The 16,456-nt window shown below is 40.9% G+C and carries 12 protein-coding genes; 9 read left to right on the plus strand and 3 right to left on the minus strand.

Annotation, left to right across the window (positions count from 1 at the left end):
* Positions 1-15: 15 nt before the first annotated feature.
* Positions 16-1,671 (minus strand): sodium:solute symporter family protein, encoded by a 1,656-nt coding sequence (locus KO534_RS18920; protein ID WP_215932131.1) that lies wholly within the window; start codon positions 1,669-1,671, stop codon positions 16-18.
* A 452-nt stretch (positions 1,672-2,123) separates the two neighbouring features.
* Between KO534_RS18920 and KO534_RS18925 the strand changes: the two genes are divergently transcribed.
* Positions 2,124-4,763, plus strand: coding sequence for a TonB-dependent receptor (locus tag KO534_RS18925; RefSeq protein ID WP_215932133.1), 2,640 nt, complete (start codon positions 2,124-2,126; stop codon positions 4,761-4,763).
* A gap of 117 nt (positions 4,764-4,880) precedes the next feature.
* Complete coding sequence (locus KO534_RS18930; RefSeq protein ID WP_215932135.1) at positions 4,881-5,630, plus strand: IclR family transcriptional regulator domain-containing protein; 750 nt, start codon at positions 4,881-4,883, stop codon at positions 5,628-5,630.
* Between the two features lie 26 nt (positions 5,631-5,656).
* Here the strand turns inward: KO534_RS18930 and KO534_RS18935 are convergent, their stop codons facing one another.
* Together KO534_RS18935 and KO534_RS18940 are read right to left on the minus strand one after the other, a co-directional pair.
* Complete coding sequence (locus KO534_RS18935; protein ID WP_215932137.1) at positions 5,657-6,520, minus strand: alpha/beta hydrolase; 864 nt, start codon at positions 6,518-6,520, stop codon at positions 5,657-5,659.
* Positions 6,521-6,648: 128 nt separating this feature from the next.
* Positions 6,649-8,352 (minus strand): BNR-4 repeat-containing protein, encoded by a 1,704-nt coding sequence (locus KO534_RS18940; RefSeq protein WP_215932139.1) that lies wholly within the window; start codon positions 8,350-8,352, stop codon positions 6,649-6,651.
* Between the two features lie 342 nt (positions 8,353-8,694).
* Between KO534_RS18940 and KO534_RS18945 the strand changes: the two genes are divergently transcribed.
* The 7 genes from KO534_RS18945 to KO534_RS18975 all read left to right on the plus strand — a co-directional run bounded on the left by KO534_RS18945 (position 8,695) and on the right by KO534_RS18975 (position 16,416).
* Positions 8,695-8,943: a hypothetical protein gene (locus tag KO534_RS18945; protein WP_215932141.1), complete on the plus strand. Its 249-nt coding sequence runs from the start codon at positions 8,695-8,697 to the stop codon at positions 8,941-8,943.
* 400 nt (positions 8,944-9,343) lie between these two features.
* Positions 9,344-9,814, plus strand: a complete 471-nt coding sequence (locus KO534_RS18950; RefSeq protein WP_215932144.1) for a DUF4405 domain-containing protein — start codon at positions 9,344-9,346, stop codon at positions 9,812-9,814.
* The gene (locus tag KO534_RS18955) at positions 9,811-10,104 is read left to right on the plus strand and encodes a hypothetical protein (protein WP_215932146.1); all 294 of its coding nucleotides are present in this window, start codon (positions 9,811-9,813) and stop codon (positions 10,102-10,104) included. The genes KO534_RS18950 and KO534_RS18955 overlap by 4 nt, the downstream gene beginning before the upstream one ends.
* A 191-nt stretch (positions 10,105-10,295) precedes the next feature.
* Entirely contained in the window at positions 10,296-11,321 is a 1,026-nt protein-coding gene (locus KO534_RS18960) for an HlyD family secretion protein (RefSeq protein WP_215932149.1), read from the plus strand.
* Positions 11,322-11,336: 15 nt separating this feature from the next.
* Positions 11,337-14,114: a ribosome-associated ATPase/putative transporter RbbA gene (gene rbbA, locus KO534_RS18965; protein ID WP_215932152.1), complete on the plus strand. Its 2,778-nt coding sequence runs from the start codon at positions 11,337-11,339 to the stop codon at positions 14,112-14,114.
* The gene (locus KO534_RS18970) at positions 14,115-15,242 is read left to right on the plus strand and encodes an ABC transporter permease (protein WP_252732277.1); all 1,128 of its coding nucleotides are present in this window, start codon (positions 14,115-14,117) and stop codon (positions 15,240-15,242) included. It begins immediately after the preceding gene.
* 439 nt (positions 15,243-15,681) lie between these two features.
* On the plus strand, positions 15,682-16,416 hold the full coding sequence (locus tag KO534_RS18975; protein ID WP_215932155.1) for a substrate-binding periplasmic protein: 735 nt from the start codon (positions 15,682-15,684) through the stop codon (positions 16,414-16,416).
* Positions 16,417-16,456: the final 40 nt, after the last annotated feature.

Consider the following 16,456-nt stretch of genomic DNA (forward strand, 5'->3'; position numbering starts at 1 on the left):
TACTTTGCTCCTAAGTTACTTTATTCGTTTTAACAAAAACCACAGTGACGGCAGCGCAATGACAAGTCCCACACTAAGGGTCTCGATATTGGCTGAATCGGTAACAGCGCTTAAAACCATCAGTAAAATACCGATGGCACATACTCCAATACTGAGTACTTTTTTGCTGTAATCGTTGTCAGTGGTTTGTACTTCTGTGTTTGATTGTGTGGTTGCTTGGCGGCTTAATTGGTATGCGCGATAGTTATCGTAGTCAGGGTTAATGTTTCGAGTCTGGTAGTAGTAAATTTCAAATCCAATTAACCACAATACTGGGGTAATAACTCCTAACATCATTTCCCATTCTCTACTCAGAGCAAGATCAAACAAACCAGGCGTTACAAACTTAAAGAACGCATTGATTAGCAAGCTAAAAACGGTGGTTAACAACAGGCTTTTGCCAGTTTGACGTTTTGAAAAAATCGCCCATATAGGTGGCAAATACAGCGATGCGCCAGTGAGTGCGGCAATACTCAACACAACTTCAACAATTCCACCCATGCTTTGCACCGCCAAAGCCACAGTTATCGCCAAAAAACCAAAAACAAAAGTGGATATTCGGGCTGCTTTCATCAGACGTTGAGAAGGGTAGTCAGGTTTTAAGGGTTTAAGTAGGTCATTGGTGAACACTCCAGCGGCTATATTAATGGCCGTGTTGACCGAACTGGCGGTCGCAAATACCATGGCCGCCAGTATCAAACCGAGTAGCCCTTCCGGTACAACCAATTTGCTCATAAGCAGGTAAGCTTCTTCGGCTTCAGTGCCCGATAAATCTGGATTAACCACACGATAAATCATAGGGGGGAGCATCCATATGATTGGAGCCACTAAATACAAACTGCCAAATAGTAGGCCCACTTTTCGGGCTTCTTTGGGTTTTTCCACACTGGTGTAACGTTGTACATATGCCCAGTTACCACCAATAAATACGGTGTTGTAAATCACAAATGCAACGAGAAAAATCCAACTGTAGTTTTCATTTTGTAATGCGAGAAAACCCTCGGGTAACTTGTTTAAAAAAGTGTTTACTCCTCCAACCTCATTAAACGCTAAAGGAATAATAATAAGCACCGCTGCTGTGAGTACCACAAACTGCAATACATCAGTTACCAATACTGCCCAAAGTCCACCAACTGTGGTGTAAGCGATAACAAACAAACCTAGTACCAGTATCGCGATGTTCAACGGTATACCCGTGGAAACCTCAATAATTTTACCGACTGGATAAAGAAAGGCCCCCGCAGTAAACAAATTAATGAATAGAAATGCTGATGAGTATATTTTTTGCACAGACTTTCCGGCGCGATGGGTAAGAAAGTCCGCCACCGTTAAGGCCCGCGTTTTATTCCAAGCCGGGGCAATGATGCAACCGATAATGATCCCTGCTATGGCCATAGTTGATTGAATAACAACTGCCACTAAACCATCGCTATAAGCGATTGACCCCCATACAACAAAGGTGCCTACCGAGAAAAAACTCATAAACAGTGAAAGGCCACTGATCCACCAAGGCACGGCGCCACCGGCGGCGAAAAATGAAGTCATGCTCTTACCACTGCGAGAGAACATTAATCCGAGAAATAGAATAATTAACGCAAATGCGATAGCGACGTAGTAATCAAATTGGTTCATAAGGTTTCTTTCATATAATTGGGGCCAGTTACGCCAATGATAACGACAATACGCTGCAATTAGGGGGCTATCGGTTTAACCTTAGCAACGCAACGACATCTTGTGGTTACTCATAAAGCTGCTAATACCACGGAATAATGTGGATTTTGTATCACTAATAGAAACAAGTCAATGTAAATTTATTGTTATCTTATATGTGTTGTTTATGTTTTTTATGTCTGCATAGTTGTGTGTGGTGGAAGGATTCTTATTTAGCATGGGTTTTCGGGCAGATTTGGTTTTTTTAGGTGCAAACGAATAAAGTTTATTAAATGTTATAAATGTAAAAAAATATAAAACAAAAGCTTGTAATGTATCTATTATAGATTTATAAATGTCGTAGATACATAAATAACATGTAATGAACCACATTATGCTGACAGGTGTAATGTCTTGTTAATCAAGGGGGCACAATGAATAATTCAAAAAAACACAACTTTAAACTTAATAAAATAACTAAAACCTATATTGCAATGGGAACGGCCATTTTGACGTTTTCTGGTTATGCACAGGCGCAACAAGCTGAAGTTGAACAAAGCGCTGAAGATGTCGAGCTTATCCAGGTAACCGGTATTAGAAGTCAGCTCACTCAAGCTGTCGCTACTAAACGTGATAGCGTACAGTTTGTTGATGCTATATCGGCAGATGATATGGGAAAATTGCCTGATGCTAATGTGGCTGAATCGTTACAACGGGTTTCAGGTGTACAGTTAGAGAGAGGGATTGGAGAAGGCAGTACCGTATCTATTCGGGGGTTAAGTCAAAATGTCATTTTGGTTAATGGTCGCCAAGTCACAACTGCTGGTGGCCGCGGTGATAAAGGTCCAGATACCTTAGAATCTTCATCTTATAGTATGTTGTCGCTCATTCCTTCTAGTTTGGTGTCTAGCCTCGAAGTGTCAAAATTACCCAGCGCCAGCCAAATTGAAGGCGCCTTAGGTGGAGTGGTGAATATTAAGACTCGACGCCCTTTAGACAATGATGGCCAAAAAATTGTAGCCAGTGCAACGGGCTCTTACAATGATTTATCTAAGGACAATGGTTCCGAAGTTTCTGTTTATTACTCAAATAGCTTTTTAGATAATACTTTAGGTATTCAAGTCGCCGCCTCAAGAGCTAGCTCAACGTTTCAAGAAGAAGGGCTTAATACCTTCTCAGGATATAGTTATGACGCATCGGTAACTGCCGACCCTAATGAAGAAACCTTGGTTTTTAACGATATGCGTTATTGGGAAATCAATGACAAACGTGAGAAAACAGGGTTGAATGCCATGATCCAGTGGCAAACGAGTGATTCTTTAGAGCTGTACCTCGACACTTTTTATAGCAAAGTTGATTCAGATCGTGACCGCTTTTGGACAGGGTTTTGGACCTGCTGTGGCTATGAAAACACTGAAATTTCAGACAATGGAGTGTTGACTGCTGCTAGCATCAACCGGCCGGTGCAAGCAAATACCGAATATGCCCCAGCCTATATGGAATTCACTAGTACTGCGTTAGGCTTTAAATGGTTCGCCGAAGATTGGGAAGTAGAAGGTGAACTCGCTCGCACCGACTCAACGTCTAATTCGCAACAGGATTTTATGCGTTTTCAAACTGCAGAAGCGGCCGCTGTAGATTTTGATTTATTAGCTGGCGATGATGCTCCTGACGTTATTTTTGGTGGTGCTGATTTAACTTCACCAGATGGACTAAATCTAGCCATTGTCTACGATAATACCTCCTACAATGAAAACGTAGATACCGCTGTTAGGTTAGATTTCACCCGTTACTTTGATGGCGATTTTTTCACGTCGATTGAGTTTGGTGGACGTGCCAATAGCTTTGAGACTGACCATGACTATGTCGCTCGGGCAATCACCCCCAATTTTGCACTAACTGATTTGCCACAAATTTATACTATGTACAATAACAGTAATTTTTTCTCCGGTGATGGCCCGGCAGTTAATCATCAATATTTGATTGTTGATAAAAATAAATGGCAGGGATGTACCACTCTAAGTGAATTTTATGATGAAGCACAAACAGCCGAATGTGCCACTACTCATGATCTTTCGCCTTCTTACAATATAACCGAAGATTTGATCGCGCTTTATACTCAAGCTAATTTTTCGAGTGAAGTGGGTGGCTATGCAATTTCCGGTAATTTTGGTGTGCGTTATGTGCAACGGGATTTAACTTCAGAAGGTCACTCTGAAGATGTGACTACCGGTGTTGCGACACCCTTTACTACTAAAGTGTCACACTCAGAGTTGTTACCTTCTGCGGTTGTTAAAATGGACCTAACTGATGATGTGGTTTTGCGCTTTGGTGCTGCCCGTACCCTTACTTTTCCAGATACCTCAGATCTAAGTAGTGGTATCTTTGTTCGCGGAGACTTTACTGCCAATGGCGGTAATCCAGAGTTAGATCCTTTTGTTATCAATCAACTAGACTTTTCTGCTGAATGGTATTTTGGTGAGAGTAGTATTTTGTCCGCTGGGTTGTTTTACAAAGATGTTGAGTCTTTCATTGTGAATACTATCCAACCCCGCGATTTGCCAAATTATAGTCAGCAGGTATTTGTTGAACAACCCATTAATGGCGAGAGTGGCACGATTCAAGGTTTAGAAGTTCTGTATCAACAGGCGTTTACATCGTTACCCGGGTTTCTCAAAGATACTGGTGTGATGGCAACCTATTCATACATAGACAGTGAAACACCTTTTGAAGATGGCCGTGGTAATAGTCTTCCTATTCCTGGTTTGTCAGAAAATAACATCAATATGGTCGTTTACTACGAAGTGGAATCCTTTGGAATGAGGCTTGCTTACAACTGGCGAGACAGTTATTTAGGCTATTTAGGTGCTGGAGATAACGGCGTATTTTATAAAAGTTATCAAGATTTAGCCGCCACTGCGAACTATAAAATTAATGATAATGTCAGCTTAAACTTTCAAGCTTTAAACTTACTCGATACTAGACAAAAACAATATGCCGCATACGAAGAAGCGATACAGCGAAATGTTGAATTCGGAAGAAGTTATAAATTGTCTGTTTCAGTTAATTTCTAAATAAGTGTAGGCAATACGCTGTCACTTTGTGACAGCGTCACTATATTTTGCAGTACTGCCCAGCTGTTTTTCTATGTAGAATGGTGGGTAATAACAATAATTTCTAATAAGTCTATTATGTTCAATTCCAGCACAACTCTTAAAAAACACGGTAGTCAATTAAACCATAGTCTGATTGAGGGGATAAACGTCTTACAGGGTTTAGCTTCTTTTGAACGCCCCGTGGGTTGCCGTGAATTAGCACGTTTTTTGGAGCTGGATACCACTAGGGTGAATCGCCTGTTAAGAACATTGGATTACATTGGTTTAGTACAAAAGAACAGTGACCGAAAGTATGTAACTGGCCCAGCGATGTTGGTTTTGGCGGCTCAAGGTTTGTGTGCTTCAGGTGTGACTACCAAGGCCATTAAGCCTTTAGAAGAGCTGCGTAAATATGGTTTGGTAGTGGCCATGGGAGTGTTATGGCATGACAAAGTCACTTATCTTTATCATTCTCTGCCTGATATGGGAGAAGAAAGCCCACTTGGGCGTCTAGGATATTTCCCCGCAACCGAATGTGGAACAGGAATTTCTTTGTTGTCTGAGCTTGAAGATGAAGAAGTGCGAGCGTTATACCAAGAACGCGATATTCCTGGTTTTCCTGAGGGTATTGAAAGTTTGATGAGTGCGCTCAATCAATATCGTGAGCAAGGTTATGTAAAAATGCAAACTCACTATAAAACCCATTTACCGCACCACTCGGTTACTATAGCTGTTAACGTAAAAGGTAATATGCACAGTTCTATCGCACTTTCTGGTTGGATCCCGGAAGAAGCCACCGAAGAGTTAGTTACTTTGTTGAAAAATAAAGCCAAAGAAATAGAGTAAATCGTCTAGCAACCTAATGGGGTTGATTAACTGATAAGTCGACTCAGCCTCAACCACATATTCAATGACTGAAACCAATTGTACTCATGATGCAGACCAAAGCCGTGCCCACCATGAGGTAATAACAAAAGTTGTACTGGTACTTGTGACTCCTTAAGTGAATAGTAATACCTCAAGGAGTTGTCTACTGAAACGTGACTATCGTCATTGGCATGTAAAATAAATGCAGGAGGAGAATTTTTATTGATTTGAGTGTCATTCGAAAAGTACTCTGTGTCTAGTGAATTGGCATTCTCTCCTAATAATAAAGTTCTAGAACCTAAATGAGTAATCTTTGGATCCATACTGATTACTGGATAAATCAAAATTTGAAAAGCTGGTTTGAGCAATTTAGAGTCGATTGTTGGCAACACGGGGCGCTGATAGTGAACCGCAGCACTAGATGCGAGGTGCCCTCCCGCAGAAAACCCCATTACCCCTATTTTTAAAGGATCGAGATGCCATTCCTTTGCACCAGAGTTAACAACATGCAGTGCTTGTTGTAGGTCTTGCAGTGGCCCTAATTGTGGCGTGTCCATCGTTTTATCAGATGGCATTCGGTATGTAAGAACAAATGCGCTAATGCCGAGCGTAATGCAGCGCTTTGCAATGGCATGTCCTTCCATATCTACTGATAAGCCCCGGTAACCACCACCAGGGCAAATCACTACTGCGCAACCATTATGCAAGTCTTTACTAGGCCAGTAAGCGGTTAATCGTGGTTGACTCACGTCTACTACAAATCTCCCTGTATCGTCTTGCGATTCCACCGACTCTTGATTAATAGAATCTTTGGCTCCAGGGATTTGGGCTGTGTATAGTGCTATGGTTTGAACCGTTTCATTTTGCATATTGTTTCTAGTCTTAAAATCGTCAAAGCTGTTCTTAGTGTCACAGAATCAGACAATGACCTAAGTGATGTTTACTTTAGGTCATTGTTATCGCTGCTATGTTGTTTTACGAGTTCGAAAAAGTGTTTCTATTCAAGCACAATTTTATCGATAGCTATTTTAAATCCTGAACTACTTGGGTTTTGACCTGTTACAGTGAACCTCAATAATTTATCACCAGCGGTATTCACGTTAATTGTCCCTAATGTTGTTAATGGCCAATTTACAGCGGCACTATACTGGTCAACCTCCGAACCGAAATCCGTTCCTTCATATCGAGTTTGCGCTATGCCTCTAATGCTATGAGTCTTATAACTGTACTTAACGGTATAAGTACCAACGTCAATATTGGGTAGGGTAAATTCCACCCAATCATTCACCCCGTTATCCTGCAACATAATATATTCGCCTTCACTGGCACTTACATCGGAAATTACACTCACAGTGGCAGTGTTGCTAAAATATAAATCTTCAGCTTCATAAACTGTAGGAATAACTGGGGCGGGGATATCGGTCAGATCATCCTCCACAAATAACCCATACAACTTACCAGAGCTAGAACTCACAGAAGTAGGAGCTGAAGCATAGACAACGTCCTCGTCACTGTTCTTCACTTTAACATTCACTCGTTCAATCGCTTTGTCGCCGGACAAAGTGTAGGTATTCCAATCGCCGCCAGCAATTTTTTGGGATACATGTAACTGCTTGTCGTTACTCACAAAATAAGCTCTTACGCGATCGCCAACAATAGTATGACCTAGGGCTGCAATAGTATCTTGCGCATTGTATATGTTGGTTTTATCCACCCAATTGTTGCCGTTCCAGCGAATTCGAAACACCTCATAATCCCGACCACCACTACTAGAATCATCAGTACGGAAACGATATACCACGCTGGGGCGACCAGTACTACCAAGCGCCAACTTCGCTGATTGAATACCCTTGCCCACATCAACTGACGAGAAAGATTCGCCGCTCTCTAATCCTTGGTAAAATAGATTCGAGGTAGACAAGTTTACTGGCGCAGACACAGTGCTTCCGTTAGCCGTTTTAAACAATCCTGTATCTGGTTCATATTTTAAATAACTCCCGTAGTGTCTATCTGCCCGAGGATGGCCATAAGCCCATTCCCATATAATGTGCACATCACCGTTACTATCAATAACCACATCATCAGGATAAACACGGGTATTAGTTTGACTCGCGAATGTACTTATGTGACTCCAGATATTGGTATTGTCGTTCCAGTGAAATAGTTGCCCCTTACCAATATCCGAGCCATTGGTGTCCCTAACAATCAAATATATATCACCATTAGGTGCTGTTGCGGCTATGGGGTAAGTGTATATGCCAGAGTTATTGACAATATCTGAGCGCTTCAGCAAATTGCTCACATCTTTTGGGCTTGAAGAACGAAAATACCGCCAGTTGTTATTGTGATGGTCAGCAAAAACGTGAATATCTCCGTCACCATCTACCGCAATGGTTGGTTGGTCATGGCCATTGTCATCGCTGTGCTCCCAAACGCTACCATCGGCATTTTTTAAGAATCCAGATACCCAAGTCCCTGTCGAGGATCGTTTGGCCACTTTGACTTTATGTTTGCTGTTGATTGAGCCTGAAGAGTTAAACGAAAAGTAGGCTTCATCGTCATGCAAAGCTAAAGGAACCCACCAACCGGCTTGATTGCTCGAATCAACAGTGGCTACTTCTTCAATTACTACAGCAGCCATTACAGAGTTAATTACAAATAAACATATACACCCTTTAAATAGAACAGATCTTAAACTCATAATATCACCCTAAATGTATCTTTATGTGGAACAGGTATAAATTTAAACATTGTTTTTACAATTTATCAACATTTAGGTTTTATGGCTTTTTTGTCGATTTTCAATCAATTTTAGGTGTTTATTAGCGGTTTGCTTTTGATTTTCCTATTTTTTAATGTAAGGTTTTTATATTGGAGGGATATTCCTTCTTTTAATTGTATCTAATATAGATATTTATGAGTGTAATCTGTCAGTTGTTGCGACCACATGTTTGATGCAAGTTTGGTTAATACTTTTATTCTGCGTATTTGCTTGTTATCTTTCGATACTCGGTTGATCAAATTAAAGAGCAGGGCGAGTTAAATGAATGTGAAACAACCATCCGAATTAACCGATCAACAACTATTAAATGAAGTGGACAGTATTAAAACCTCAGGCAAAACTCACGCTCTGTTCATAGGGGTTATGTTTGGGATAATCATTTTTAGTATTTGGAAAAATACAATAGGCCTGTTTACCCTCATTCCTTTGTTTCTTATATACAAATTGTTAGATAAATCTAAACGAAAGCAAGCTTTAGAGTTGGAGCTGAAAGCTCGTAATTTAAGTTAGCTTAGATAATTTTTAACCAAGCTAAGTTTATAACTCACGCTCTGAATAAACTGGGTGTAGATAAATCAATATTGTAAGCCACTGAAGAAAAGAAAATATGGTTTTACTGCGAGATCTCTACTGCGACAGTGGTGTAATTCTTTGGCGGCGAAGCCGTGAATTTACGTTTAGCCGTTGATTACCTAAATTCGCCTATCGAAGATTTCATGACAAAGTAAATGTTTAGTAAACTCTCTTGTGTTTTTGATGGCTAGTAACGTTAAATAGCTCCTCGAACACTATTCAAATTAAAAGTGAATCACTCTAAAACTCAATGTTGCAGCGAGCTAATTGCTATTCAAGGCAAGCTTCTAACACTGTGGCTTCTAGCTTGTTTAAAAAATAAAGGGTCAATACAAAGATGTCCGATTGGAAACAGAGCTTACAAAAATTCCGATACGTAATGGATATCGTATTATTAGTGAGCTTTATGCTAGTTAGCGCCCCGCAAGCTACGGGTGTGCCGCTTCATGAGTGGTTTAGTTTGTTTTTTATTATTCCTTTTTCCATTCATTTATTGCTGCATTGGGACTGGATACAGCGCAGTTTCAATCGATTGGTTTCAAATATTAGTGGCCGCGAACGATTTAATATTGTTTGGGATTACTTAATTTATCTAATGATGCTTTTGGTATTTGTTAGTGGCTTTTTGGTGTCAGTCGCCTTGCTACCGGCTTTAAATCTTAGCTTAAATATCCAAGACTTTTGGTCAAAGATTCACCACGACTCTGCCACCATTATTATGCCTATGTTAGGTGTGCATTTAGCGCTAAATTTTGGTTGGATAGTCAAACTTAGCAAACGCATGTTTGTTAAGGAGATCAAGGAATGAAACACCTGCAGCAGAACTGGAAAACTCGCACCAGCCTAGTATTAATTGTATCGGTTTTAATTGGTCTATTGTTAGTCACTCTCGAACTTACCGATTGGGCGGCGCAAATTAATCAACAAGGTTATAGCCATGGTGCACCTGAAGGCGAACAACCTAATATTCCTTCATTCTTGATATACATTTTACCTTTTCTCAAAGAGTTAATATTAATAGGTGTGCCTATGTTTCTCACACTTGGTATTGCTAAATTGATTGGTTTAACAAAACGACGTTTTAAAGCACCGAGATAGATTTTTTATCTCAGTTTTGACAATAGTTACGTCAGATGTTTTGTAAAACATGACTCGTTCAAAGGGGCCGCAACAGCATCAAATTGGGTCTGGTCACGGAGACTAAACTATCTGTTACTTGACTTGCATCAAATCTAGTCAGATTTAAATACTGCATAATGTTAAGCGTAAAAGTATGGGGAATATCTATCATGGCAAGTGGCTTAAAGAAATCTTTGGGGGCCATAGTTGCCATTATTACAATACTAGTGATTTGGCAGTTGTGGCAAATAATGCAGATTCCAGCAGTGCCTGAAGGAATCGCTTGTGGTAATGGGCGCATTGAGGCTGTGCAAACCGACATATCCACTAAAATTTCTGGGCGCGTCGAATCTATCGTTGTTCAAGAAGGGGATTTAGTTGATGCGGGGCAAGTTGTGGCAACAATTGAAACTAATCAATTACGTGCTCAATTGTTGCGTGCCCAAGCCGACGTGGCTATTGCACAAAGTTTAGTTGCTTCAGCGCAAGCGACTATCGCACAAACCAAAGCCCAACAATTATTAGCTGAGCAAGAGCTTGCTAGATCCCAAGAATTAGTTAAGAAACAGTTAAGTAGCAAAGAAGACTACGATACTAAAGTCAGTCAATTGACTGTAGCCAAAGCTAACGTTGCTGCTGCGCAAGCTACTTTAGTGTCAAAACAACGTTCTGTTGATGCTTCTAAAGCCAATGTTACCGAAGTACAAACCCAAATTGACGACGCCACTTTGTTTTCACCTAGCAAGGGGCGCATTTTATACCGTTTAGCAGAGCCTGGCGAAGTGATTGGTAGTGGCGGTAAGGTGCTCACATTATTAAATTTGAATGATATATATATGGAGGTGTTTTTACCTGCTACCCAAGTACAGCGTATCTCTATAGGCGCCCCAGCTCGTATCAAATTAGATGCTGTTGATATTGTTATTCCAGCCACTGTGAGTTTTGTTTCACCGGAGTCGCAATTTACTCCAAAAACAGTTGAAACCGCTAGTGAACGTGAAAAACTCATGTTTCGCGTTAAAGTCCGTATTCCACAAGCATTGGTACGCGATCATATTGAAATGGTCAAAACCGGTGTCCGAGGAGTTGCATACATTCAGCTTACCCCTTTGCCTAATGAAACTATTCCACCATGGCCCTCTTTTTTAGAAAAGTTGCCACAAGAATCGCTCTCTAAAACCACTGAAACACTATAGAGCTATAAACAGCAAATGGCTGATTCAACTCCAATTGTTAGTATTACTAAGCTTTCGCACCGATACAAACAGGTGTGTGCCTTAGATTCAATTAGCCTTGAGATACCTAGAGGTCAGATGGTGGGTTTACTTGGGCCTGATGGTGTAGGCAAGTCAACTTTGCTTGGATTGATTTCAGGAGCGCGAGTAATTCAATCTGGCAGCCTTAATGTCTTGGGCGGTGACATGGCTTTGGTTGGTCATCGTAATCAAGTCGGGCCGCGCATTTCCTATATGCCACAGGGCTTAGGAAAAAATTTGTATGCTGAATTGAGTGTTGCAGAAAATCTCGATTTTTTTGCAAAATTATTTGGCCAAGGAGCTGCAGAACGTAAAAAGCGTATTACTGAGCTAACCAAGGCCACCGGGCTGTATCCTTTTTTGTCACGTCCAGCAGGTAAGTTATCTGGGGGGATGAAGCAAAAGTTGGGTTTATGTTGTTCGTTAATTCATGATCCCGATTTACTTATTTTAGATGAGCCAACCACAGGTGTTGACCCTTTGTCTCGGCGCCAATTTTGGGAATTGATCCAATCGATTCGTGAGCAGCGAGACAATTTGAGCGTGATTGTGTCTACCGCGTACATGGATGAAGCCGAAGGTTTTGATTGGCTGGTCGCAATGGATGCCGGAAAGGTTTTAGATGTAGGAAGTCCGCAACAGTTAAAAAACCAAACCCATACCGAAAATTTAGAAAGCGCCTTTGTTAAATTATTACCAGATAATATCGGAAAGAATCGTTCAGCCCTTGTTATTCCGCCACTAGAAATAAGTAACGAACCTCCTGCCATCGTGGCTAAAGGTATCACTCGACGTTTTGGTGAGTTTGTTGCCGTTGATAATGTGAGTTTTGAAATCCAAGCAGGAGAAATTTTTGGATTTTTAGGATCTAATGGTTGCGGTAAAACAACTACCATGAAAATGCTTACAGGGCTTTTACCCTTATCTGAAGGTGAAGCTATGTTATTTGGTAAACCCTTAGATGCCAGTGACTTAGAAACCCGTAAAAGGGTGGGGTTTATGACCCAAGCCTTTTCACTTTATGGCGAACTGAGCGTTAAGCAAAACCTCGATTTACATGCTCGTTTATTTCACTTAAGTCCTGAACAGTCATCGCAACGAATCGCTAGTTTGATTCAACGCTTTGGCCTAAAAGCTTATCTAGATGAAAATGCCGACGCTTTGCCTTTAGGTATGCGGCAACGTTTGTCTTTAGCTGTGGCTGTTATTCATGAACCCGAAATATTAATTCTTGATGAACCTACATCAGGTGTTGACCCGGTTGCTCGTGATGGATTTTGGGAGCTGCTAATTGAATTATCCCGCAAAGACAAAGTGACTATATTTATCTCGACTCATTTTATGAATGAGGCGATGCGATGCGATCGTATTTCACTGATGCATGCCGGACAAGTTTTAGCCTGCGATACTCCTCAAAAAATTATCGATAGTAAACAGGCCGATACCTTAGAAGTTGCATTTATTCATTATCTTGAAGTTGCCAGTGAACAACCTGATAAACCTAAGGCAGCTAATGACACCTCCAAAGACGCTACTCCTGCTATGGTCCCTCCCAGCCCAGAAACCTTAGGTAACATTGCTTCGACAAATACCAATAAAAGCTACGGTTTTAGTTTAACTCGTCTACTGGCATATAGTTATTTGGAAATTATAGAGGTGATGCGTGATCCTGTGCGTATCGCATTTGCTTTCTTAGGTAGTGCAATTTTACTACTGGTGGTGGCATATGGAATTTCTCTTGACGTTGAAGATCTTCGTTATGCTGCTTTTGATAACGACAAAACGCCAGAAAGCCGTCAATATTTAAGTCATTTCTCGGGTTCTCGATATTTTCTTGAACAACCAGAAATTGTTAGCCAAACAGAAATGGAGCGACGTCTAAAGTCCAATGAAATTTCATTGGCCATTGAAATCCCAGCGGGATTTGGACGGGACTTAAAAAATGGCCATGGCCCTAGTGTGTCAGCATGGATTGATGGTGCAAATACCATGCGCTCAGGAATTGTCGAAGGTTACGTGTTAGGTAACCATGCTAAATACTTGACCCAGCTTGCTACTGAAGCGGGGATTGACGTCAGTGCGCTATTACCGGTTTCTTTGCAACCAAGGTTTGTTTATAACCCGTCTTTTGAGTCGATTTATTCTTTTGGCCCGAAAACACCGGCGTTATTATTACTGCTTTTCCCTGCGATATTAATGGCGGTCAGCATTGCTAGAGAAAAGGAAATCGGCACCATTACCAATTTCTATGTTGCCCCAACTCGAAGACTGGAATTTTTAGTGGGTAAGCAGTTGCCGTACATTGGTATTGGTATGGCTAACTTTGTGACATTAACCTTGTTAGTGGTGTTTGTGTTGCAAGTGCCTATTAAAGGAAGTTTGTTAGGATTAACGTTAGGGGCGTTTCTTTATGTATTTGCCGCTACCGGTTTTGGTTTGTTAGTGTCTTCAATTACTAAAACCCAAGTGGCAGCGGTGTTTGCGACTACTATATTAACCATCATTCCGTCCATCACCTTTGCCGGATTTATCCATCCTACGTCGACATTAGAAGGAGGGGCTCACTTTTTAGGGACTATTTGGCCCGCCACTTATTATTTGCATCTTAGTGTGGCGGCCTTCACTAAAGGGTTGGGCTTTACTGAATTGAGATCTGATTTAATTGTACTGGCTATAACTGGACCAATATTGGTGGCCATTGCTACCTTGTTCTTAAAGAAGCAGGAAAAGTAAATGTTGAAGATTTGGTCAAACATTTTCTGGTTGGGCACTAAAGAGTTACGTAGTGTGTTAAGTGACAAAGTGATGGTGATCCTGATCATCTACTCGTTTACCTTAGCTATTTATACTCAAGCGACGGCTACCAGTGAGTTTGTTAATAATGCCTCAGTTGCCATAGTAGATGAAGATCAGTCAGCTCTATCAAGGGCGATAGCCAATGCCATATACCCACCATATTTCAAGAAACCAGTACTGATCTCATCTGATCAAGTTGACCTCCTTATGGACCACGACCAGTTTATGTTTGTGATTGAAATTCCCCCAGATTTTGAGCGGGATATTCGCGAAGGCCGACAACCTAGTGTACAAATTAATATAGATGCTACAGCAGTTTCCCAAGCCAGTTTGGGTAATAGTTATATTCAAAGCATCGTCACAAAAGAGGTGAATCAGTTTATTAATCGCTCGAGTGAACAGTCAGAAAGTACCGTAGAATTAGTTCAGCGTTTAGCCTTTAACTCCAATGGAATTGGCATGTGGTTTGGTGCCATCAATGCTTTGATTAACCAAATATCCATGATTACCATCATATTGACAGGTTCGGCTTTGTTGCGAGAACGTGAACACGGCACCATAGAGCATTTAATGGTGATGCCTCTGACTTCATTTCAAATTGTAATGGCTAAGGTTTGGGCCAATGGTTTGATTATTCTATGTGCATTTACCTTTGCTTTATTAGTGATAGTTAAGTGGGCCTTAGACATACCATTTGCTGGGTCTGTTAGCTTATTTTTGTTTGGCACTACACAGTATCTTTTTGCGGCTTCTGCTATCGGTATTTTCTTAGGCACTATTGCTAGCACTATGGCACAGTTCGGCTTGTTAGTGATGATGGTGATTGTTCCTTTGATAATGCTATCTGGCGGAATGTCACCGATTGAGAGTCAACCCGATCTCATCCAGCCTGTCACTTGGCTGCTACCTTCTCGGCACTTTGTATCATTTTCACAAGCCGTCGCTTTTAGAGGCGCAGATTTTAATATCATCTGGCCACAATTACTCACAATGACAGGGTTAGGCGGGTTGTTTTTTGGTAGTAGTTTATTGCTATTTCGTCGTTCAATGGCCACCAATAAATAAACATCTAAATAGGTCGAATAACATAAATCTTGAATTCCTGGCCTTGTAGACGGTATTACACCGTCCATACTAAAGATTCTCTGCTAACAGAATACAGGTGCCGGGAATCGAGGCCAATACGATGGGCGTTAACGTTTCAATTCAATTGAGTAAATATACTCACAACCGCCGATGAGTGCCTAGAATCTAGAAATAACCCATTATTACTGCCTTCTATAACGCTTAAGATTGTCACGTTTTCTTATTATTTTTGCGCAGCTTGGGAACGCTTCCATGCTATGAGTTCCCCTGAGGTTTTGTTTCTTTATCAATAGGTATATCGGTTTGACTCAGGTAACATTGTCAGTAATTTGATCTAAGCGATAATGATGCGATAACTAGGTAGAGCTCATCTTACCTTTTTAAGGCATGGTACGAGTAAAGTAGAGTAGATAAAGATTTGATACGTATTTTTTTGTGTTTTTTAGTGGGGGTTATTCCTTCTTCGTATGGTGCGTCGTTAGACGTGTATATTGCAGAGTATCCACCTTTTCAGGTGATAGATAACAAAAACGGGCACACTGGGTTTTCGGTAGAGTTGTTTAAGGAAGCATTAGATTTAACCGATATCGATGCGAATATCATAGCGGTGCCATGGGTGCGTGCGTTAGAGTTTGTTTCTCAACAAAGCAATAGTTTATTGTTTGCTATGGCGAAAACTCCAGAGCGAGACAAACTCTACACTTGGGTTGATACTATTTATATGGTGAATGAAGGGGTCTTTTCCCGCAAAGATAGAACCGACATTAAAATAGATAGCCTTGATGACGTGCATCAATATTCAATAGCACTCCCCCGCGGTGACGTATCTGTAAGTACCTTAAATATTTCATCAGAGCCTTCTGAAGATGTTTACATAGTCGAGCATCAAGAACAATGTATTAGGATGCTAGCGATAAATCGGGTTGACCTTAATTACAACAATGACGTAGGCTTTTTTAATGCCGTTAAATCTTACGGGATTGACGCGAATCAATTTAAGCAGGTCTATATTACCAAACGCACCGAACTTGGCATTGCCGCAAATAAAAATATGGATGCAAAAATTATTGCGCAAATACGTGAAGCGTTACAAACCTTAAAGCAAAACGGTGTTTATCATAAATTGAAACTCAAGTGGTTCGCGAATAACTAAAAGCGGTGTTGGGTGTCGATAGATTGCCGGGAGTCAACTG

Origin of the sequence: Paraglaciecola arctica (assembly GCF_018861065.1) — a bacterium.
Taxonomy (GTDB): Bacteria; Pseudomonadota; Gammaproteobacteria; order Enterobacterales; family Alteromonadaceae; genus Paraglaciecola; species Paraglaciecola arctica_B.

Coding starts and splice junctions, on each gene's coding strand:
- KO534_RS18920 (WP_215932131.1), bottom strand. CDS start 1,671: ATGAACCAATTTGATTACTACGTCGCTATCGCATTTGCGTTAATTATT.
- KO534_RS18925 (WP_215932133.1), top strand. CDS start 2,124: ATGAATAATTCAAAAAAACACAACTTTAAACTTAATAAAATAACTAAA.
- KO534_RS18930 (WP_215932135.1), top strand. CDS start 4,881: ATGTTCAATTCCAGCACAACTCTTAAAAAACACGGTAGTCAATTAAAC.
- KO534_RS18935 (WP_215932137.1), bottom strand. CDS start 6,520: ATGCAAAATGAAACGGTTCAAACCATAGCACTATACACAGCCCAAATC.
- KO534_RS18940 (WP_215932139.1), bottom strand. CDS start 8,352: ATGAGTTTAAGATCTGTTCTATTTAAAGGGTGTATATGTTTATTTGTA.
- KO534_RS18945 (WP_215932141.1), top strand. CDS start 8,695: ATGAATGTGAAACAACCATCCGAATTAACCGATCAACAACTATTAAAT.
- KO534_RS18950 (WP_215932144.1), top strand. CDS start 9,344: ATGTCCGATTGGAAACAGAGCTTACAAAAATTCCGATACGTAATGGAT.
- KO534_RS18955 (WP_215932146.1), top strand. CDS start 9,811: ATGAAACACCTGCAGCAGAACTGGAAAACTCGCACCAGCCTAGTATTA.
- KO534_RS18960 (WP_215932149.1), top strand. CDS start 10,296: ATGGCAAGTGGCTTAAAGAAATCTTTGGGGGCCATAGTTGCCATTATT.
- rbbA (WP_215932152.1), top strand. CDS start 11,337: ATGGCTGATTCAACTCCAATTGTTAGTATTACTAAGCTTTCGCACCGA.
- KO534_RS18970 (WP_252732277.1), top strand. CDS start 14,115: ATGTTGAAGATTTGGTCAAACATTTTCTGGTTGGGCACTAAAGAGTTA.